The sequence below is a fragment of the Streptomyces subrutilus genome (genome assembly GCF_001746425.1).
GTDB classification, from domain to species: domain Bacteria; phylum Actinomycetota; class Actinomycetes; order Streptomycetales; family Streptomycetaceae; genus Streptomyces; species Streptomyces subrutilus_A.
Genome location: NZ_MEHK01000001.1, coordinates 4375479 through 4394530 on the forward strand (window position 1 = coordinate 4375479; position 19052 = coordinate 4394530).

Annotated in this window: 20 protein-coding genes and 4 tRNA genes; 17 read left to right on the forward strand and 7 right to left on the reverse strand. The window is 72.4% G+C overall.

Annotated features, from left to right (window positions below):
* Positions 1-44 precede the first annotated feature (44 nt).
* Positions 45-569: an SMI1/KNR4 family protein gene (locus BGK67_RS20725; RefSeq protein ID WP_069921491.1), complete on the forward strand. Its 525-nt coding sequence runs from the start codon at positions 45-47 to the stop codon at positions 567-569.
* Here BGK67_RS20725 and BGK67_RS20730 read toward each other — a convergent pair.
* The 3 genes from BGK67_RS20730 to BGK67_RS20740 all read right to left on the reverse strand — a co-directional run bounded on the left by BGK67_RS20730 (position 553) and on the right by BGK67_RS20740 (position 3913).
* Positions 553-1788: an APC family permease gene (locus BGK67_RS20730; protein ID WP_069921492.1), complete on the reverse strand. Its 1236-nt coding sequence runs from the start codon at positions 1786-1788 to the stop codon at positions 553-555. The genes BGK67_RS20725 and BGK67_RS20730 overlap by 17 nt on opposite strands.
* Before the next feature lie 9 nt (positions 1789-1797).
* A complete protein-coding gene (locus BGK67_RS20735; protein WP_069921493.1) occupies positions 1798-3234 on the reverse strand; it encodes a SulP family inorganic anion transporter in 1437 nt (478 codons plus the stop codon).
* 190 nt (positions 3235-3424) lie between these two features.
* Positions 3425-3913, reverse strand: coding sequence for a YajQ family cyclic di-GMP-binding protein (locus BGK67_RS20740; protein ID WP_069924001.1), 489 nt, complete (start codon positions 3911-3913; stop codon positions 3425-3427).
* Between the two features lie 198 nt (positions 3914-4111).
* On the opposite strand from BGK67_RS20740, the gene BGK67_RS20745 reads away from it, so the two are divergent.
* Positions 4112-4193, forward strand: a tRNA-Tyr gene (locus tag BGK67_RS20745).
* 148 nt (positions 4194-4341) lie between these two features.
* The gene (locus BGK67_RS20750) at positions 4342-4764 is read left to right on the forward strand and encodes a DUF3574 domain-containing protein (protein WP_069921494.1); all 423 of its coding nucleotides are present in this window, start codon (positions 4342-4344) and stop codon (positions 4762-4764) included.
* Positions 4765-4806: 42 nt separating this feature from the next.
* Here the strand turns inward: BGK67_RS20750 and BGK67_RS20755 are convergent, their stop codons facing one another.
* Positions 4807-5463, reverse strand: coding sequence for an SDR family oxidoreductase (locus BGK67_RS20755; protein ID WP_069924002.1), 657 nt, complete (start codon positions 5461-5463; stop codon positions 4807-4809).
* 47 nt (positions 5464-5510) lie between these two features.
* The gene (locus BGK67_RS20760; RefSeq protein ID WP_244291278.1) at positions 5511-6974 is read right to left on the reverse strand and encodes an amidohydrolase family protein; all 1464 of its coding nucleotides are present in this window, start codon (positions 6972-6974) and stop codon (positions 5511-5513) included.
* Positions 6975-7333: 359 nt separating this feature from the next.
* Here BGK67_RS20760 and BGK67_RS20765 point away from each other — a divergent pair.
* From BGK67_RS20765 to BGK67_RS20810, 10 genes are all read left to right on the forward strand, one after another.
* Positions 7334-7406 (forward strand) — tRNA-Thr (locus BGK67_RS20765).
* 48 nt (positions 7407-7454) lie between these two features.
* Positions 7455-7527: transfer RNA gene (locus tag BGK67_RS20770), tRNA-Met, on the forward strand.
* A gap of 88 nt (positions 7528-7615) precedes the next feature.
* Positions 7616-7780, forward strand: a complete 165-nt coding sequence (gene rpmG / locus BGK67_RS20775) for a 50S ribosomal protein L33 (RefSeq protein WP_003956487.1) — start codon at positions 7616-7618, stop codon at positions 7778-7780.
* 106 nt (positions 7781-7886) lie between these two features.
* Positions 7887-8339, forward strand: coding sequence for a MaoC family dehydratase N-terminal domain-containing protein (locus BGK67_RS20780; protein WP_069921495.1), 453 nt, complete (start codon positions 7887-7889; stop codon positions 8337-8339).
* A 1-nt stretch (position 8340) separates the two neighbouring features.
* On the forward strand, positions 8341-8769 hold the full coding sequence (locus tag BGK67_RS20785) for a MaoC family dehydratase (RefSeq protein WP_069921496.1): 429 nt from the start codon (positions 8341-8343) through the stop codon (positions 8767-8769).
* Between the two features lie 1286 nt (positions 8770-10055).
* Entirely contained in the window at positions 10056-10625 is a 570-nt protein-coding gene (locus BGK67_RS20790) for a TetR/AcrR family transcriptional regulator (protein WP_079154295.1), read from the forward strand.
* A gap of 100 nt (positions 10626-10725) precedes the next feature.
* Positions 10726-12237 carry a DHA2 family efflux MFS transporter permease subunit gene (locus BGK67_RS20795; RefSeq protein WP_069921498.1) on the forward strand — a complete coding sequence of 504 codons (1512 nt, stop codon included), beginning with the start codon at positions 10726-10728 and terminating at the stop codon, positions 12235-12237.
* A 43-nt stretch (positions 12238-12280) separates the two neighbouring features.
* On the forward strand, positions 12281-12679 hold the full coding sequence (locus BGK67_RS20800) for a DUF3291 domain-containing protein (RefSeq protein ID WP_069921499.1): 399 nt from the start codon (positions 12281-12283) through the stop codon (positions 12677-12679).
* Complete coding sequence (locus BGK67_RS20805) at positions 12676-13791, forward strand: UDP-N-acetylmuramate dehydrogenase (RefSeq protein WP_279628730.1); 1116 nt, start codon at positions 12676-12678, stop codon at positions 13789-13791. The genes BGK67_RS20800 and BGK67_RS20805 overlap by 4 nt, the downstream gene beginning before the upstream one ends.
* Positions 13792-13807: 16 nt before the next feature.
* Complete coding sequence (locus BGK67_RS20810; RefSeq protein ID WP_069921501.1) at positions 13808-14224, forward strand: hypothetical protein; 417 nt, start codon at positions 13808-13810, stop codon at positions 14222-14224.
* Here BGK67_RS20810 and BGK67_RS20815 read toward each other — a convergent pair.
* Together BGK67_RS20815 and BGK67_RS20820 are read right to left on the reverse strand one after the other, a co-directional pair.
* Positions 14214-15233, reverse strand: a complete 1020-nt coding sequence (locus BGK67_RS20815; RefSeq protein WP_069921502.1) for an adenosine deaminase — start codon at positions 15231-15233, stop codon at positions 14214-14216. The genes BGK67_RS20810 and BGK67_RS20815 overlap by 11 nt on opposite strands.
* Before the next feature lie 288 nt (positions 15234-15521).
* A complete protein-coding gene (locus tag BGK67_RS20820; protein ID WP_069921503.1) occupies positions 15522-16748 on the reverse strand; it encodes a pyridoxal phosphate-dependent aminotransferase in 1227 nt (408 codons plus the stop codon).
* A gap of 204 nt (positions 16749-16952) precedes the next feature.
* On the opposite strand from BGK67_RS20820, the gene BGK67_RS20825 reads away from it, so the two are divergent.
* The 4 genes from BGK67_RS20825 (at position 16953) to rplK (ending at position 19012) form a co-directional block, all read left to right on the forward strand.
* Positions 16953-17025, forward strand: a tRNA-Trp gene (locus BGK67_RS20825).
* Between the two features lie 106 nt (positions 17026-17131).
* The gene (gene secE, locus BGK67_RS20830; protein ID WP_030825982.1) at positions 17132-17413 is read left to right on the forward strand and encodes a preprotein translocase subunit SecE; all 282 of its coding nucleotides are present in this window, start codon (positions 17132-17134) and stop codon (positions 17411-17413) included.
* Positions 17414-17497: 84 nt separating this feature from the next.
* Positions 17498-18412: a transcription termination/antitermination protein NusG gene (nusG, locus tag BGK67_RS20835; RefSeq protein WP_069921504.1), complete on the forward strand. Its 915-nt coding sequence runs from the start codon at positions 17498-17500 to the stop codon at positions 18410-18412.
* A gap of 165 nt (positions 18413-18577) precedes the next feature.
* The gene (rplK, locus tag BGK67_RS20840; protein WP_069921505.1) at positions 18578-19012 is read left to right on the forward strand and encodes a 50S ribosomal protein L11; all 435 of its coding nucleotides are present in this window, start codon (positions 18578-18580) and stop codon (positions 19010-19012) included.
* The last annotated feature ends 40 nt before the right edge of the window (positions 19013-19052 follow it).

A 19052-nucleotide genomic window follows, 5' to 3' on the forward strand; every position in this document is an offset into this window, starting at 1 on the left:
CACAGGCTGAGCGGACTGTCGGTGGGGTGCGCCACCATGAACGCATGAACGAGACCGAGCAGTTGCCGGAGCAAGTCGCAGACCGCGTACGCACCTCCGTGCGCGCGCACGGAAGGGCCCGGCCCGCGCCGCTGGGCCGCGAGGAGATCGCCCGGGCCGAGGGCATACTCGGCTTCGCCCTGCCGCCGCTGCTCGCCGCGCTCCACACCCGCGTCGGCGACGGCGGATTCGGCCCCGGGCAAGGACTGCTGCCGCTGGGGCAGGCGGTCCGGACCTACGGGGCGCAGCGCGCGTCCGGATGGCGCTGGCCGGAGGGCGTGCTGCCCGTAGCCGACTTCGGCTGCGGCATGTACGCCTGCGTGGACTGCCGCTCCGAGAACGCCCAGGTCCTGCTGTTCGACCCCAACCCCGGGGAACCGGACCTCGCCTGGTCCATCGACGCCCCGGGCCTCGCGGGCTGGCTCCGCGGCTGGCTGGACGGCACCGCCTGGTTCTGCGAGGAGTCGGCCCTGGGCGAGGAGATCGAGCTGGAGCTGGTCGCCTGGACCGAGTTCAGGTCCCGGATCTGATCCACCCGCGCACCCCGTAGACCAGCGCGCCCAGCGCCAGTACGCCCGCCCCCGCGACCGCCGACGCGAGGGGCAGCGAGCAGGCCAGCACCACACAGCCGGACAGCCCGACCGCTGCCACGGCCCGTCCCTTGACACCTGAACCGAGAGTCCACGCGGAGGCGTTCGCGATCGCGTAGTAGACCAGCACTCCGAAGGAGGAGAAGCCGATCGCGCCCCGCAGATCGGTGGTGGCCGCGAGCACCGCCACCACCGCGCCCACGGCGAGCTCCGCATGGTGCGGAACCCGGCGCCGGGGGTGTACGGCGGCCAGCAAGCGGGGGAGATGGCCGTCCCGGGCCATCGCCAGCGTGGTCCGCGAGACCCCGAGGACGAGGGCGAGCAGCGAGCCCAGCGCGGCCAGGGCCGCGCCCACCCGGACGACCGGGGTCAGTCCGGGCCACCCGGCCGCCCGGACCGCGTCGGCGAGCGGGGCCGCCGCCCCCGCCAGCCCGTCGGCGCCGAGCACCGACAGCGCCGCAACCGCCACCAGGGCGTACACCAGCAGCGCGATCCCCAGCGCCAGCGGCACCGCCCGCGGGATCGTCCGCTCCGGGTCGCGCACCTCCTCGCCCAGGGTGGTGATCCGGGCGTAGCCCGCGAAGGCGAAGAACAGCAGGCCCGCCCCCTGCAACAGCCCGGGCGCCCCCCAGTCCGCGGTGCCCAGCCGCCCGGCGTCGGCGGCGTCCGAGGACAGGCACGCCACGACCACCCCGGCCAGCACCGCCAGCACCACCGCCACGATCAGCCGGGCGATCCGGGCGGACTTCTGCACGCCCCCGTAGTTCGCGGCGGTCAGCGCCACCACCGCCGCGACGGCCACCGCGTGCTGCTGCCCGGGCCAGGCGTACGCGCCGACCGTCAGCGCCATCGCCGCGCAGGAGGCCGTCTTGCCGACCACGAAGCCCCAGCCGGCCAGATATCCCCAGAAGGGCCCGAGCCGCTCGCGCCCGTAGACGTACGTGCCGCCGGAGGCCGGGTACCGGGCGGCGAGCCGCGCCGAGGAGTGCGCGTTGCAGTAGGCCACCAGCGCCGCCAGGGCGAGAGCGGCGAGGAGCGCCCCGCCCGCCGCGCGGGCCGCCGGGGCGAGGGCGGCGAAGATGCCGGCGCCGATCATCGCGCCGAGTCCGACGACGACGGCGTCGGACACCCCGAGCGTGCGCTTCAACTGGTTGTCCACGCGCGGAGGCTATCCGGGCCGGATGACGCCCTCACGGCCGGGCGCCGGCAGCCGTTGGCGCTCCCACCCCTCCAGTGCGGTCAGGCAGGCGTGGTCGAGGTGGCGCAGTCCGCTCAGGTCGAGCCGTACGGGTTTGCCGTGCGGCAGCGCGTCCAGGGCGTCGAGCAGTTTGGGCAGCCGCAGGAAGCTCGCGTTGCCCACGACCCGGACGGACAGCTCGCCGTCCTCCCAGACCTCCTCGATGTGCACGTGGGAGGTTTCCCAGGCCGCCTTGGCGATGGCGAGCCCCAGGCCGATCAGTACGCCCTCGAAGAGGTTGGTGACGACGATCGCGGTGGCGGTGACCAGCAGGACCACCGCCTCGCCCCGGTGCGTGCGCCACAGCCCCGCCACCGCCCGGGCCGGGAGGAGCTTCCATCCGGCGTGCAGGAGCACCCCGGCGAGCGCGGCCAGCGGCACGGCCTGCAGAGCCTGCGGGAAGGCCGCGGCGAAGAGCAGCAGCCAGCCGCCGTGCATGATCCGGGAGGCCCGGGTGCGGGCCCCGGCCTCCACATTGGCGGAGCTGCGCACGATGACGGCGGTCATCGGCAGTGCCCCGAGCAGCCCGCAGACGCTGTTGCCGACGCCCTGGGCGACGAGCTCGCGGTCGTAGTCGGTCCGGGGACCGTCGTGCATCCGATCCACGGCGGCGGCGCTGAAGAGGGTCTCGGCGGAGGCGATCAGCGCCAGTGCGATGACGGTCCCGGCCGCCCCGACGGACGCCAGCACATCGAAGTCGCCCCAGCCGGGCGGGGACAGGGCGTCCAGCACCCCCGTCACCCGCACCTTGTCCACGGGCAGCCGCAGCAGGAGCGCCGCCGCGGTGGCGGCCGCCACTGCCACCAGCGCCCCGGGCACCAGGCGCAGCCGCGCCGGCATGCGGCGCCAGAGCACCATGACGGCGATGGTCCCGGCGCCGAGCGCCACGGCGGCCCAGTCCGCCCGCGCCGCCAGTCCGTGCAGCCCGCCCAGCTTGGCCAGGGTGTGCCCCGGCGCCTCCACCCCGCCCAGGGCGTAGAGCTGCCCGCAGATCAGCACCAGCCCGATCCCCGCCAGCATCCCGTGCACGACGGCGACGGAGATCGCCCGGAACCACCGCCCGAGCCGCAGCACCCCCATGCCCAGCTGCAGCACCCCGGCTGCCAGCACCAGTACCCCGAGCGCGGGCAGACCGTACACCTGCACCGCCTCGTAGACCAGCACGGTGAGCCCGGCCGCGGGCCCGCTCACCTGGAGCGAGCTGCCCCGGAACCAGCCGGTGACCAGCCCGCCGACCACCCCGGTGACGATCCCCAGCTCGGCCGGCGCCCCCGAGGCGACGGCCACCCCCACGCACAGGGGCAGCGCGACCAGGGCGACGACCACGGACGCCCAGACGTCTTCGCGAAACGTGCCGGCCCCAGGCATGCGAGAACCCCCTGCCAAGCGGTGATGGATGCCACCAGCCTGTGGGGCGCACCCCCGCCGCCCAAGTGCCCACAGAAGTCCGCGGTGGCGCACGCGCCGCTCACGCCCCGCACACACTCCGCGCAACCGCCGCGGCCCGGCGGTCCGTCAGGACCGCCGGGCCGGCGTGCGGGCAGGTCGGAGACCTGGATCAGCGGTAGTTCACGAACTGGATCGCGAAGTCGAGGTCCTTGCCCTTGAGCAGCGCCTGGACCTCCTGGAGGTCGTCACGGCTCTTGGAGCTGACGCGCAGCTCCTCACCCTGGACCTGGGCCTTGACGCCCTTGGGACCCTCGTCCCGGATGATCTTCGCCACCTTCTTGGCGTTCTCCTGGGAGATGCCCTCCTCGATCGTGGCGAAGATCTTGTACTCCTTGCCGGACAGCTGCGGCTCGCCGGCGTCCAGCGCCTTGAGCGAGATTCCACGCTTGACCAGCTTGGTCTCGAACACGTCGAGGACGGCCTTGACCCGCTCCTCGGAGTTCGCCTCCATCAGGATCTTGTCGCCGGACCAGGCGATCGTGGCGCCGGTGCCCTTGAAGTCGTAGCGCTGCGACAGTTCCTTGGCGGCCTGGTTGAGGGCGTTGTCGACCTCCTGCCGCTCGACCTTCGAGACGATGTCGAAACTGGAGTCGGCCATGTGCAGTGGCTCCTTGAAGTCGGTGGTGATCGCCCCGAAGGGCACGGCCGTACATCCCCGGCCCGCGCGGCAAAGCCTAGCCACCGCACCCACCCCCGGCGCTGATCAATCCGGTGGCGAAGCACCCCCGGTCATCAGGTATCGTTTACGTCGTTGCCAGGGAGCGCCGCCGAAAAGCGGAAAAATGGCAGCGATCATGGCGGTGTGCCCGAGTGGCCAAAGGGAGCAGACTGTAAATCTGCCGGCTCAGCCTACCCAGGTTCGAACCCTGGCGCCGCCACGCGAGTGGAACCCCCGTTCATCTGCGGAATCGCAGTGGACGGGGGTTCTGTCGTCATGCGGTCCGTCCGTTCGGTGGGCGGGGGGTGTGGTCGGCCGCATCGTCGGGGTCTTCTGTTCGTTCACCTTGAGTGACATGGACATCTGACATGCGGGGGAAAGTAGGCGGCGGGGTGCTCATCGCCCTGCTCGGCGCCGGGCTGCCGGCTCTGGTCGGGGCGGCGCTCCACGCGGACGTGGGGGAGCCCTACCAGGAGACCCGGCTGTACTTCGGCACCGAGCGGTCCGACGGCCGCGACCCGGTCGGGGAGGCGGAGTTCATGCGGTTCCTGGACCGCGAGATCACCCCGGCCTTCCCCGAGGGGCTGACCGTCCACGACGGGTACGGCCAGTGGCGCGGGCAGGACGGCAAGGCCGTCCGCGAGACCTCGTACGAGGTGGTGCTGCTGTACCCCGAGAAGGACGCCGGCGAGCGCAGCGGGCGCATCGAGCGGATCCGCCAGGCCTATGAGGACCAGTACCAGCAGGACTCCGTGGGACGGTCCGACGACAAGCTGACCGCCGAATTCTGAGGGGGAGGAAGAGCGGGGCGGGCAGTCGACGACGGCTCGGCGTCAGTTGCCCGCGACGTCCTTGACGGCCACCGCGACCGGGGTCGAACCGGAGACCAGCTCCAGGGTCAGGCCGGCCGTCGCCGGCGTCTCGACCAGTTCGGCGAGCACCGCCGCCACGTCGTCGCGCGGGACGGAGCCGCGGCCCGTCCGCACCTCCAGGCGGACCTGGCCCGTCCCCGCGTCGTCGACCAGCGAACCGGGCCGCAGGACCGTCCACTCGAGGCCCAGCCGGGTGCGGACGTGGTCGTCGGCCTCGCCCTTCGCCCGGAGGTAGGTGTCGAAGACCTCGTCGCCCTCGTGCCGGGCGTCCGCGCCCATCGAAGAGACCATCAGGAAGCGCCGCACACCGGCCCGTTCGGCCGCGTCGGCGAACAGCACCGCCGCGCCCCGGTCCACGGTGTCCTTGCGCCCGATCCCGCTGCCCGGACCCGCGCCGGCGGCGAACACCGCCACCTCCGCGCCCTGCAGGATCCCCGCCACGTGCTCCACCGAGGCCGACTCCAGATCGCACAGCACCGGTTCGGCGCCCGCCTCCCTGAGGTCGTCGCCCTGCGCCCGGTCGCGGATGATCCCCGCGACCTCGTACCCGCGCGCGGCGAGCAGTCGCTCCAGCCGCAGCGCGATCTGACCGTGTCCACCCGCGATGACGATGCGCATGTCCCGACCGTACGACGAGCCGGGCCGCGGCGCCCGCCCGGCGGACTTCACGGACCGGGCTCCGTACGGCCCTGCCGGGGCAGGTCCAGGGCCACGGCGACGGCCGAGTCGCAGTACTCCCGCACGGCACTCGTACGGGCCACCACCCGACCCCGGTGGATCACGATCCGGCTGTACGCGAGGGACAGCACGCCCGCGATCCGGTCGCCGCGCACGGCGAGCAGCTCCGCCGGGAAACCGGCCTCCACCCGGACCTCCGGCAGCCCCATGGCCTCCCGGGCGGCGGTGCTGACCGACTCGTAGGCCTCGCCCGGCCGCAGGCCGCCCTGGGAGGCCAGCAGGTAGGCGGCCTCCAGGGGGTCGCCGCGGCCGACCGGGTTCCCGGCGTCCCGCAGGGCCCCGCTGCCGGCCGTGACGCGCACCCCGGCGGCCCGGAGCAGGCGCACGGGGGCGGTGCGCAGGCCGCGGCGTTCCAGGGCCGCGCAGTCGCCCTGGGGCAGGCAGGTGACCCGTACCCCGGCGGCGGCCAACTGGTCGGCGGCGCGGGCCGCCACGTCCAGCGGGAGCCGGGAGAGGCCGCCGCAGGGGCCGATGCTCACCCCGGGGCGCAGCCCGCCGGCCATCGCGGCGAGCCGGGCCAGGCGGCCCGGGTCGTCACCGTCCGTGTGCAGGTCCACGGGGCAGCCGTGCTCGTCGGCGAGTTCCAGGACCGCTTCCAGGAAGCCGGTCGGATCGGGGTCCAGGTCGGGGCAGCCGCCGATCACGGAGGCGCCCATCTTGACCGCGTCCCGGAGCATCGCGAGCCCGTCGGCGCCGGCCACCCCGGTCAGCAGGCGGGGTACGGCGACGGTGGTCAGGTCGGTGAGCCCGCGCAGCGAGCGGCGGGCCTGGAGCACGGCCTCCATGGGGCCGAGACCGTGCACGTCGCCGATCCGGACGTGAGAGCGCACGGCGGTGGCGCCGTGGCCGAGCTGGAGCAGGGCGGCTTCGGTGGCCCGGCGCTGGACCTCGTCGGGGGTGTACGAGACGGGGCCCTCGGCGTCGGCGGTCAGGGCGGTGTCGCCGTGGGCGTGGGGTTCGGCGGGGGCGGGCAGCAGCAGGTACCCGCCGAGGTCCACCCGGGACAGGGCGGGGGCGGGGAGGCTGCCCGCGGTACCGACGGCCTGGATCCGGCCGCCGCTGAGACGGACGTCCACGGTCCGGCCGTCGGTGAGGCGGGCCCCGGCGAGCAGCAGGGTGGTGGCCTCGGCGGCGGCGTGGCCGAGAGCGGGGGAGTGCCCCTCGGAGCGACTGTGGTGCGGGCCGTCGTCGTGGCGCCGGCCCTGGATCGGGCCGTTGCTCTGACTCCGTGCCCGGCCTTCGTCCTGGGGCCGGTCCTGGGCGTGGCCGGGGAGGTGGCTCCGGCCGCGGGAGGGGCTCTGGGAGGGGCCGGGTGCGGGTCCGTGTCCTCCGCCCTCGCCGCGGCCGCTGCGCGGGGACTGGAACGGCTGCTGCGGCTGGCTGTCGGACATCGCGCTCCTGCGGTGGCTCGGGCGGTCCTGGGCCATGGCCGCGGTCCGCGGCCCAAGATCACGCAGCGTGCTCAGAGCCTAGGGCGCGGTGCACCCCGCTTCGCGGAAGAGCGCAATAGTCGTACCGGTGTGGTGCCCGTGCGCCTGAGCGGACGGGCGCGCGCTCCGGCGGAGCCGGCCGGGCGTGAGCGGGGCCCGTACGCGGGTGACGGCGTGTGAGCCCGCACACATTCCGTGCCCGAAGTGGCGTGTGAGCCCTCGGCGGGCTGATCGAGAAAGGCGACCGGACCCCCTCGGAGCCCGGTCCCCGCAAAGGATTTGGGCGATCGGCGGGCAACCGTGTAATGTCTTCATCGCTCGCCCCAATAGCTCAGTCGGTAGAGCGTCTCCATGGTAAGGAGAAGGTCTGCGGTTCGATTCCGCATTGGGGCTCTGGTGAGAGAGGTCCCCCACCCTCGGGTGGGGAACTGATCACATCAAAGCGGCGTAGCTCAGTCGGTAGAGCAAGCGGCTCATAATCGCTGTGTCACCGGTTCAAGTCCGGTCGCCGCTACACACAGTAGCCGATTGCGGGGTCGGTCTCCCGATCGGCTACTCTTTTATGCGTTCATCCGTCCCATAGTCCGTCAAGGAGCACTCACGTGGCTGCCACCGACGTCCGCCCGAAGATCACGCTGGCCTGCGTGGAGTGCAAGGAGCGGAACTACATCACCAAGAAGAACCGGCGTAACAACCCGGACCGTCTTGAGATGAAGAAGCACTGCCCGCGTTGCAACTCGCACACCGCGCACCGCGAGACCCGCTGACCCCAGCGAAGTCTCGAATAACAGGCACCGTCATGAGGTCGTCCCCTTCTTTGGGGGGCGGCCTCGTGTCGTTTTTTCGTGTCCCTTCATCAGGAGGAAGTGAGTCATGGCTCTCGACCAGTCCTTCGTGGGGCGGAGTTACCCCCCCACCGATCCGTACGAGGTCGGCCGGGAGAAGATCCGCGAATTCGCGGTCGCCGTGGGTGACGCCAATCCCGTGTACACCGACCCCGAAGCCGCCAAGGGGTACGGCTACCCCGATGTGATCGCTCCGCCGACTTTCGTGTTCGCGATCACTTTCGCGGCGGCGGGTCAGGTCGTCGAGGACCCGCAGCTGGGGCTGGACTACAGCCGCGTCGTGCACGGCGACCAGAAGTTCGCGTACGCACGCCCCGTGCGGGCCGGTGACCGGCTCTCCGTGACCTCGACGATCGAGGCCGTGAAGTCCCTCGCGGGCAACGACATCATCGACATCCGCGGCGAGGTCCACGACGAGACCGGCGAGCACGTGGTGACGGCGTGGACGAAGCTCGTCTCCCGCGCCCCCGAGGAGGCCTGACATGGCAGCGCAGATCCAGTACGCGGACGTCGAGGTGGGCACCGAGCTGCCCGCGGCCTCCTTCTCCGTGACGCGCGCCACGCTGGTCCGGTACGCCGGTGCCTCGGGCGACTTCAACCCGATCCACTGGAACGAGAAGTTCGCCAAGGAGGTCGGACTGCCGGACGTGATCGCGCACGGCATGTTCACCATGGCCGAGGCGATCCGCGTGGTCACCGACTGGGTCGGCGACCCGGGCGCGGTGGTCGAGTACGGCGTGCGCTTCACCAAGCCGGTGGTGGTCCCGAACGACGAGCGGGGCGGCCTGATCGAGGTCACGGCCAAGGTCGCGGCCAAGCTGGAGGACAACCGCGTCCGCGTCGACCTGACGGCCATGAGCGCCGGCCAGAAGGTCCTGGGCATGTCCCGCGCGGTGGTCGCACTCGCCTGACGGCGGTGGACGGGGGCGCTCCCGGCTGCCTGGGCTTGGCCCCGTCCCCGGCCTCGGCTTGCACCCGGCCTGGAGCCGCGTCCTCGCCTCGGGCCATGCCCCCGGCCTCGGGCCACGCCCCGGCCGTGGGCCACGCCCCCGCCTCGGCTTATGCCCCCGGCCTCGGGCCGCGTACCCGGCGTCGGGTCCCATCCCCGCCCTTGGGCCACGCCCCCGCCTCGGGTTATGCCCCCGGCCTCCGGCCGCGTCCCCGCCTCGGGCCGCGGCCCCGCTTTCGGGCTGTACCCCGGCTTCGGGCCCCAGCCTCGCCCTCGCCACGCCCCCTGGTCTCGGGCCATGCCCCGGCCTCGGGCCGCGTATCCGGCGTGGGTCCCGTCCCCGCCCTTGGGTTGAGTCCCCGCCCCGGGCCATGCCCCCGGCCTCCGGCCGCGTCCCCGCCTCGGGCCGCGGCCCCGCTTTCGGGCTGTACCTCGGCCTCGGGCCCCAGCCTCGCCCTCGCCACGCCCCCCGGCCTCGGGCCATGCCCTCCGGTCTCAGGCCGCGTGCTAGGCGTCGGGTCCTATCCCCGCGTTGGGTCGCGTCCCCGCCTCGGGCCATGCCCCCGGCCTCGGGCTGTACCCCGGCCTCAGGCCGCTTCTCCGCCCTCGGGCCATGCCCCCGGCCTCGGGCTGTACCCCGGCCTCAGGCCGCTTCTCCGCCCTCGGGCGACGCCCCCGGCCTCGGGTTGTACCCCGACCTCGGGCCGTCTCCCCAATCTCGGGCCGCCTCCCCGGCACCGGGCCGTCCTCGGGCTCTCTGTGCCCACGGGCCCGCGTCGGCGCCGCGTCCGCCTCCTCGGGCCGTGCTCGCGCCCTCGCGCCCCCGCCCCTCGCGCCCCCGCCCCTCGCGCTACCACCCCTGGGCAGCGTCCCCGCCGTCCGCGCCGCGGCCCGTACGGCGTGGGAGCTTCCGCCCCCTGCCTCGGCTGCATGCTCGCCTCCGCCCCCGGGTGGCAGCCCCCTGCGCATCGGCCCCCGCGGATTGGCCCCGCCCGCACCGGCGAGGGTGAGGCCGGCTTCGCGCTCGTCCCGCACGTCGCCCAGCGCAGCCTCGCCGCCTGCCCCCCCCGCAGCGGCCCGCGCTCGCTGTCCGGGCTGCGCCCGCGCTCTGCACCGCGCCTCGCACAACGCCCTCGCCCTCGGACCGCGCTCCGGCCGTCCTCGCACGGCGTCCCGCACCACCGCACAGCAACCGCGACCCGCGATTCGCCCTTGCATGGTTAGTGATTGAGTACTAACTTGAGAGCCATGCCAAGGATGAGCGCGGAAGAGCGGCGCGAGAGTGTCGTTCGGGCCGCCGTGCACGAGTTCGCCCGCGGGGGCTACTACGGGACCTCCACCGAGGCGATCGCCAAGCGGGTCGGGGTCTCCCAGCCGTACCTCTTCCGGCTCTTCCCGAACAAACTGGCCATCTTCCTCGCCGCCGCGGAGCGCTGCCTGCGGGAGACGCGTGAGGTGATGGCCGCCGCCGGCGAGGGGCTGCACGGTGAAGAGGCCACGCAGTCCATGGCGAACGCCTACACCCGGCTCATCGCCGAGGACCCCGACAAGCTCCAGATGCAGCTGCAGATGTACGTCTCCGTCGCCGCCGCCGAAGCCGCCGGGGACCACGAGCTCGGCGAGCTCGTCCGCAAGGGCTGGATGGAGCTCTGGGACACGGTCCGCGTGCCGTTCGGCGGGGACGCGAAGGAGACCACGACCTTCATGGCGTACGGGATGCTGATCAACACCCTCGCCGCCATGGGCTTCCCGCCCGAGCACCGCGTCTGGGAGGGGCTGTATCCCGCGGCCCGCGCCAAGGGTCGCCTGGAGAGCTGAGTGCGACGCCGCCCGTCCGGCGGTTCACTCATGCGCACCAAAGTTAGTCATTGATAACTAACAATCCTCAGGGGGGATCGTGAACACGCAAGGCACGACTATGGGTACGAACACGGGCACGGATACGGACACCAAGCTCCGCGGGCCGGCCGTCTGGGCCCTCGTACTGACCGGCGTCGCCAGCTTCATGGCCGCCCTCGACAACCTCGTCGTCACCACGGCCCTGCCCGCCATCCGCGAGGACCTCGGCGGCCGGCTGGAGGACCTCGAGTGGACGGTGAACGCCTACACGCTCACCTTCGCCGTCCTCCTCATGTTCGGCGCCGCCCTCGGAGACCGCTTCGGGCGCCGCCGGCTGTTCGTCACAGGCCTCGCGATCTTCACCGGCGCCTCCGCCGCGGCCGCCCTCTCGCCCGGCATCGACGCGCTCATCGCCGCCCGCGCCGTCCAGGGCGTCGGCGCCGCGATCATGATGCCGCTCACCCTGACCCTCCTCACCGCCGCCGTCCCCGCCGCCCGCCGCGGCATGGCCCTCGGCATCTACGGAGCCGTCACCGGCCTCGCCGTCGCCAGCGGGCCCCTCATCGGCGGCAGCCTCACCGAGCACATCTCCTGGCAGTGGATCTTCTGGCTGAACGTGCCGATAGGCCTGGCCCTGATCCCGCTCGCCCGCCTGCGCCTGGCCGAGTCCACCGCCCCCGGCTCCCGCCTCGACCTCCCCGGCACCCTGCTCATCAGCGCCGGCCTGTTCGGCATCGTCTACGCCCTGGTCAACGCGAACGCCGAGGGCTGGACCAGCGCCCCCGTGCTCACCGGCCTGATCGCCGGAACCGCGCTCGTCGGCGCCTTCGTCCGCCACGGCATCCGCAGCGCGAACCCGATGCTCCCCATGAGGCTCTTCCGGAACCGGGGCTTCCTGGGGATCAACGCGGCCAGCCTGCTGATGTTCCTGGGCATGTTCGGCTCGATCTTCCTGCTCGCCCAGTTCCTCCAGGGCGTCGCCGGCTACTCGCCCACCGAAGCGGGCCTGCGCATGCTCCCCTGGACCGGCATGCCGATGATCGTCGCGCCGATCTCCGGCATCCTCTCCGACCGGATCGGCGGCCGCCCCGTCATCGCCGTGGGGCTCGCACTCCAGGCCCTCGGCCTCGGCTGGTTCGCGGCGATCCTGAGCGCGGACGTCTCGTACGCCGCCCAGCTCCCGGCGCTGATCATCAGCGGCATCGGCATGGGGCTGTACTTCGCCCCCGCCTCCCACGTGCTGATGTCCACCGTGACCCCCGCCGACCAGGGCAGGGCCTCCGGCACCAACAACGCCCTGCGGGAGGTCGGCGGAGCCCTCGGCGTCGCCGTCCTCGCCTCGGTCTTCGCCGCACAGGGCGGCTACGCGTCCCCGCAGGCCTTCACCGACGGCACCATCCCCGCCCTGTGGATCGGCGCCGCCGCGGTCGCCCTGGCCGCCGCCTTCGCCCTGCTGCTCCCGGGCCGGCCGAAGCGCTCCCGCGCTCACGACGGCGGCACAGACGGCGGCACAGACGCCGGCACAGACGCCGGCACAGCCCCCGCCGCGGCCGCGACGCCCGGCCCGGCGAAGGTCCCCGTAGCCCGCTGACACCGTCCAGGCACCCACCCCAGAACCAGAAGGAGTCCCCGTCATGCCCGACATCCCCTGGTCCACCCCCACCCGGGCAGCCCCCGACGCCGAGGTCTACGTCATGGCCTCCCGCTTCGAGACCGCCACCCTCGCCGGCGCCTTCCGGTTCCTCCTCAAGGCCCCCGGCATCATCGGCCAGATGCGCAAGGCCCCCGGCGCGCACGGCGTCGCCCTCCGGGCCCGCGTCTTCAGCCGCACCTTCCTCACCCTCTCCGCCTGGGAGGACCGCGACGCGCTCCACCGGTTCGCCCGCAGCGAGCCGCACCGCTCCAGCGCCCGCGCCGCCACCGCCTTCATGAAGGAGTCGACCTTCACCCGGTGGACCGTACGGGCCGGCGAGCTCCCCATCGGCTGGGCCGAAGCGGAGCGCCGTCTGGCCGAGCAGCGCACCGCCTACTGAGTCACGGTCCGTGGCCCCGCCGGGACGCGAGGGGCACGGACCGTACTCTTGTCCACGTGCAGGAACTCCACGACGCCCCCCTCGCCCCGCTGACCACCTTCCGCCTCGGTGGGCCCGCCACCCGTCTGGTCACCGCGACCACCGACGCCGAGGTGGTCGCCGCCGTCCGAGCCGCGGACGAGAGCGGAACCCCGCTGCTCGTCATCGGCGGCGGCAGCAATCTGGTCATCGGCGACCAGGGATTCGACGGCACCGCCCTGCGCATCGCGACCACCGGCTTCACCCTGACCGGCACCACCCTGGAGCTCGCCGCCGGCGAGAACTGGAGCGACGCCGTCACCCGCGCCGTCGAAGCCGGCCTGGCCGGCATCGAGTGCCTCGCCGGAATCCCCGGCTCCGCGGGCGCCACCCCGATCCAGAACGTCGGGGCGTACGGCCAGGAGGTCTGCGACACCATCACCGAGGTCGTCGCCTACGACCGCACCCGCCGCGAGACGGTCACGCTGTCCGCCGCCGAGTGCGCGTTCTCGTACCGCGACAGCCTCTTCAAGCACCAGCCCGAGCGGTACGTGGTCCTGCGCGTGCGCTTCGCCCTGGAGGACGCCGGCGGGCTCTCCGCGCCGATCAAGTACCCCGAGACCGCCCGCGCCCTCGGCGTCGAGGCCGGCGACCGGGTCCCCGCCGCCACCGCCCGCGACACCGTGCTGCGCCTGCGCGCCGGCAAGGGCATGGTCCTCGACCCCGCCGACCACGACACCTGGTCGGCCGGCTCCTTCTTCCACAACCCGATCCTGACCGACGAGGCCTACGCCGCGTTCCTCGCCCGCGTCCAGGACCGCCTCGGCCCCGACACCGCCCCGCCCGCCTACCCCGCCGGCGAAGGCCGTACGAAGACCAGCGCGGCCTGGCTGATCGACAAGGCCGGTTTCACCAAGGGCTACGGCACCGGCCCCGCACGCATCTCCACCAAGCACACCCTCGCCCTCACCAACCGAGGCGAGGCCACCACCGAGGACCTCCTCACCCTGGCCCGCGAGGTCGTCGCGGGCGTCCACGCGGCCTTCGGCGTCACCCTGGTCAACGAACCGGTGACGGTCGGCGTCAGCATCTGAGGAGCCCCGGCCGCCCATGCTCTGTCCCCGGCACGGGGCCGGTACGGACCCCACCCGCCTCGTGGGGCGCACGCTCAGCAGAGTCGTCGCGTCCTGGCACATCAGCGACGGCGAGCGCTCCGAGGCTCCCCTCGACGTCTGGCTGATCGACAGCCTCGGCGATTCCATCCGCATCACCACTGGCTCCGACCAGTGCCTGATCGTCGAGTCGGCCGCGCCGCACGAGCCGTACGACATGGGGGAGTGGGGGCGCGTCGAGGTCGGCGAGGACCTCGGAGACCACCCCTTCCTGCGGCACGTCGGCGAGTCCGTCGCCTCGGTCGCCGAGTTCGCCGTGCCCGAGCAGGGCCGCACCCATCTGGAGATCGGCTTCCAGGGCGGGCACCGGGTGCGGGCCGACTGCTACGAGGGGGACCTGCGGCTCACGAGGTGAGCCAGTGGTCGATCCCCGCGAGCAGCTTCTCCTGTACGTCGGCCGGCGCGGCACTGCCGCGCACCGACTGGCGGGCCAGCTCGGCGAGCTCCGCGTCCGTGAAGGCGTGGTGGCGGCGGGCGATCTCGTACTGGGCGGCGAGCCGGGAGCCGAAGAGCAGCGGGTCGTCGGCGCCCAGCGCCATCGGCACCCCGGCCTCGAAGAGGGTGCGCAGCGGGACGTCCTCGGGCCGCTCGTAGACCCCCAGGGCGACGTTGGAGGCCGGGCAGACCTCGCAGGTGATCTGCCGGTCCGCGAGCCGCTTGAGCAGGCGCGGATCCTCGGCTGCCCGCACGCCGTGCCCGATGCGGGAGGCGTGCAGATCGTCGAGGCAGTCGCGCACGGAGGCCGGGCCGGCGAGCTCGCCGCCGTGCGGGGCGGCCAGCAGGCCGCCCTCGCGGGCGATGGCGAAGGCCCGGTCGAAGTCGCGGGCCAAGCCGCGGCGCTCGTCGTTGGACAGGCCGAAGCCGACGATCCCGCGGTCGGCGTAGCGGACGGCCAGGCGGGCCAGGGTCCGGGCGTCGAGGGGGTGCTTCATTCGGTTCGCGGCGATCAGGACGCGCATCCCGAGGCCGGTCTCGCGGGACGCGGTGTCCACGGCGTCGAGGATGATCTCGACGGCCGGGATCATCCCGCCGAGGAGGGGGGCGTAGGAGGTGGGATCCACCTGGATCTCCAGCCAGCCGCTGCCGTCCCGTACGTCCTCCTCCGCCGCCTCGCGGACCAGCCGGCGGATGTCGTCGGGCTCGCGCAGGCAGGAGCGGGCGGCGTCGTAGAGCCGCTGGAAGCGGAACCAGCCGCGCTCGTCGGTCGCGCGGAGCTTGGGCGGCTCACCGGCGGTCAGGGCGTCCGGGAGCCGGACGCCGTACTTGTCGGCGAGCTCCAGCAGGGTCGATGGCCGCATCGAGCCGGTGAAGTGCAGGTGGAGGTGTGCCTTCGGCAGAAGCGTGAGATCGCGTGCGTGCTCCATCTGGTGATCCTGCCGTACCGCCGCGCCCGGCGGGAGGGGGTTTTACCGATCGGGGGCTCGCCCGTACGCGTGAGCGGGCCGCGGCTGCAAGATCGGGGCTCCGCCCCGGACCCCGCGCCTCGAACGCCGGCAGGGCCGGATGTGCCCGAGCGGGGGCCCGGAGCCGAGGTCGGGCTCCGCCCGGGACCCCGCGTATTGAGCGTCGCCGGGGCTGGATTCGGCTGGGGGAATGCCGAAGCGGCGCGACCCGGCAGGGTCGCGCCGCTTCGGGCCTGACGGCGGGCCGCTCTAGGCCTTGGCCTCCGCGAGGAGCTTCTGGACTCGGGAGATGCCCTCCACCAGGTCCTCGTCGCCCAGGGCGTAGGACAGGCGCAGGTAGCCCGGGGTGCCGAAGGCCTCGCCGGGGACGACCGCGACCTCGACCTCGTCCAGGATCAGGGCCGCGAGCTCGACGGAGGTCTGCGGGCGCTTGCCGCGGATCTCCTTGCCGAGGAGCTCCTTGACCGACGGATACACGTAGAACGCGCCCTCGGGGGTCGGGCAGACGACGCCGTCGATCTCGTTCAGCATCCGCACGATCGTCTGGCGGCGGCGGTCGAAGGCGGTGCGCATCTCGTGGACCGCGTCCAGGTTGCCGGAGACGGCGGCCAGCGCCGCGACCTGGGCCACGTTGGAGACGTTGGAGGTGGCGTGCGACTGCAGGTTCGTCGCGGCCTTGACCACGTCCCTCGGCCCGATGATCCAGCCCACCCGCCAGCCGGTCATCGCGTACGTCTTCGCGACGCCGTTGACGACGATGCAGCGGTCGGCCAGCTCGGGGACGATCGCGGGGAGCGAGACGAACTTCGCGTCGCCGTAGACCAGGTGCTCGTAGATCTCGTCGGTCAGGACCCACAGGCCCTTCTCGGCGGCCCAGCGGCCGATCGCCTCGGCGTCGGCCTCGGTGTAGACGGCGCCCGTCGGGTTGGAGGGCGAGACGAACAGGACGACCTTGGTGCGCTCGGTGCGCGCGGCCTCCAGCTGCTCGACGGAGACCCGGTAGCCGGTGGTCTCGTCGGCGACGACCTCGACCGGGACACCGCCGGCGAGACGGATGGACTCCGGGTAGGTGGTCCAGTACGGAGCCGGGACGATGACCTCGTCGCCCGGGTCCAGGATGGCCGCGAAGGCCTCGTAGATCGCCTGCTTGCCGCCGTTGGTCACCAGCACCTGCGACGCGTCGACCTCGTAGCCGGAGTCCCGCAGGGTCTTGGCGGCGATCGCGGCCTTGAGCTCGGGCAGACCGCCGGCCGGCGTGTAGCGGTGGTACTTGGGGTTGCGGCAGGCCTCGACCGCGGCCTCGACGATGTAGTCCGGGGTCGGGAAGTCGGGCTCGCCCGCGCCGAAGCCGATCACCGGGCGTCCGGCGGCCTTGAGGGCCTTGGCCTTGGCGTCCACGGCGAGGGTGGCGGACTCGGAAATGGCGCCGATACGGGCGGACACCCGGCGCTCGGAAGAAGGCGTTGCAGAGGTCATGCGAGCAATCGTCCCAGACGGCAAACAGCTGCCGCACAACGTTTCAGTCACCGGACCGCGGGACGCCGCAGGGGCAGCTCGACGGGATCCTGTTCGACGTCAGGGCGTGGTTCACGTACACTCACCTGTCGTTGGACCTCGCCGATCGCCCAGAGCGTGCGCACTCCGTGCACTCGCCCGGATGCGGTAGGTTGGGGGACGCAAAGGGTCGTAGCTCAATTGGTAGAGCACTGGTCTCCAAAACCAGCGGTTGGGGGTTCGAGTCCCTCCGGCCCTGCTCCACACTCCTTCTCGGATGTGTGTGCGCAGGTACGTACTTCGATGCAACGCCGTGCGGCGCAACCGGGCGCGGTACGGCCACGACCCGGATTCAGGTGAGAGACGTGACGGACGCCCTGGGCTCCATCGACATGCCTGACGCCGAGGACGAGACCCGCGAGAAGAAGGCCCGCAAGGGCGGCAAGCGCGGCAAGAAGGGTCCTCTGGGCCGGCTCGCGCTGTTCTACCGCCAGATTGTCGCGGAACTCCGCAAGGTCGTATGGCCCACTCGCAACCAGCTCACGACGTACACCACCGTGGTGATTGTCTTCGTGGTCATCATGATCGGTCTGGTGACCGTGATTGACTATGGGTTCCAGGAAGCCATCAAGTTCGTCTTCGGCTGATCCCCGCGGAGGGCGGCGCCTTGATGGGTGCCGCCCGTTTTCGCATGTTCCACCACCTTTTGTATCCAGGAAGAAGCAGCCACCGTGTCTGACCCGAACCTGAACGCGAGCCACGACTCCGTCGAGTCCGTCGAGGACGAGCTCGACATCGTCGAGGCGGCAGACGCTGTGGACCCCGACGAGGCCGAGCTCGCCGACGCCGAGGCGGGCGGCGCCGCCGAAGAGGCCGCGCTGCACGTCCAGGACGAGGTCGACGCCGACGCCGAGCTCGAGGACGACGCCGAGGTCGAGGCGGCTGCCGACGACGCTGACGAAGAGGGCGCCACCGAGGTCGAGGCCGAGGCCGGCGAGGAAGCCGAAGAGGCCGCCGAGGCCGAGCCCGTGGACCCGGTCCAGGCTCTGCGCGACGAGCTGCGCCTCCTGCCCGGCGAGTGGTACGTGATCCACACCTACGCCGGCTACGAGAAGCGCGTGAAGGCCAACCTGGAGCAGCGCGCCGTCTCGCTGAACGTCGAGGAGTTCATCTACCAGGCCGAGGTGCCCGAGGAAGAGATCGTCCAGATCAAGAACGGCGAGCGCAAGAACGTCCGGCAGAACAAGCTGCCCGGCTACGTGCTCGTCCGCATGGATCTGACGAACGAGTCCTGGGGCGTCGTCCGCAACACGCCTGGTGTCACCGGCTTCGTCGGCAACGCGTACGACCCGTACCCGCTGACGCTGGACGAGATCGTCAAGATGCTCGCCCCGGAGGCGCAGGAGAAGGCCGCCAAGGCCGCCGCGGAAGAGGCCGGCCTGCCCGCGCCCGCCGTCAAGCGCACGATCGAGGTGCTCGACTTCGAGGTCGGCGACTCGGTCACCGTCACCGACGGTCCGTTCGCCACGCTCCAGGCGACGATCAACGAGATCAACCCGGACTCGAAGAAGGTCAAGGGCCTCGTCGAGATCTTCGGCCGCGAGACCCCGGTCGAGCTCAGCTTCGACCAGATCCAGAAGAACTGATCTTCTGCGCGAAAGCTTCCGGACAGGTCAGATCGCCCCGTAAAGGGCGGTCTGACCTGCTCGGTTTTTAGCCCCGCACCGATACCCGTTATCGTGGTGCGGTATGCCTCCATCCGGATGACCGGATCGGCGGCTGAAAACTCTCACTAGGACCCGGAGAGAGCAATGCCTCCCAAGAAGAAGAAGGTCACGGGGCTTATCAAGCTCCAGATCAAGGCCGGTGCGGCCAACCCGGCTCCGCCGGTCGGCCCCGCGCTCGGTCAGCACGGCGTCAACATCATGGAGTTCTGCAAGGCCTACAACGCCGCGACCGAGTCGCAGCGTGGCATGGTCGTGCCGGTGGAGATCACGGTCTACGAGGACCGCTCCTTCACCTTCATCACCAAGACTCCGCCGGCCGCGCGCCTCATCCTGAAGCACGCGGGCGTGGAGAAGGGCTCCGGCGAGCCCCACAAGACCAAGGTCGCCAAGCTCACGGCCGCCCAGGTCAAGGAGATCGCCGAGCTGAAGATGCCCGACCTGAACGCCAACGACATCGACGCCGCCGTGAAGATCATTTCCGGTACCGCGCGCTCGATGGGCATCACCGTCGAAGGCTGATCCAGCCCCCTCCAGTACCACCAGTGGTAGGACCAAGCGC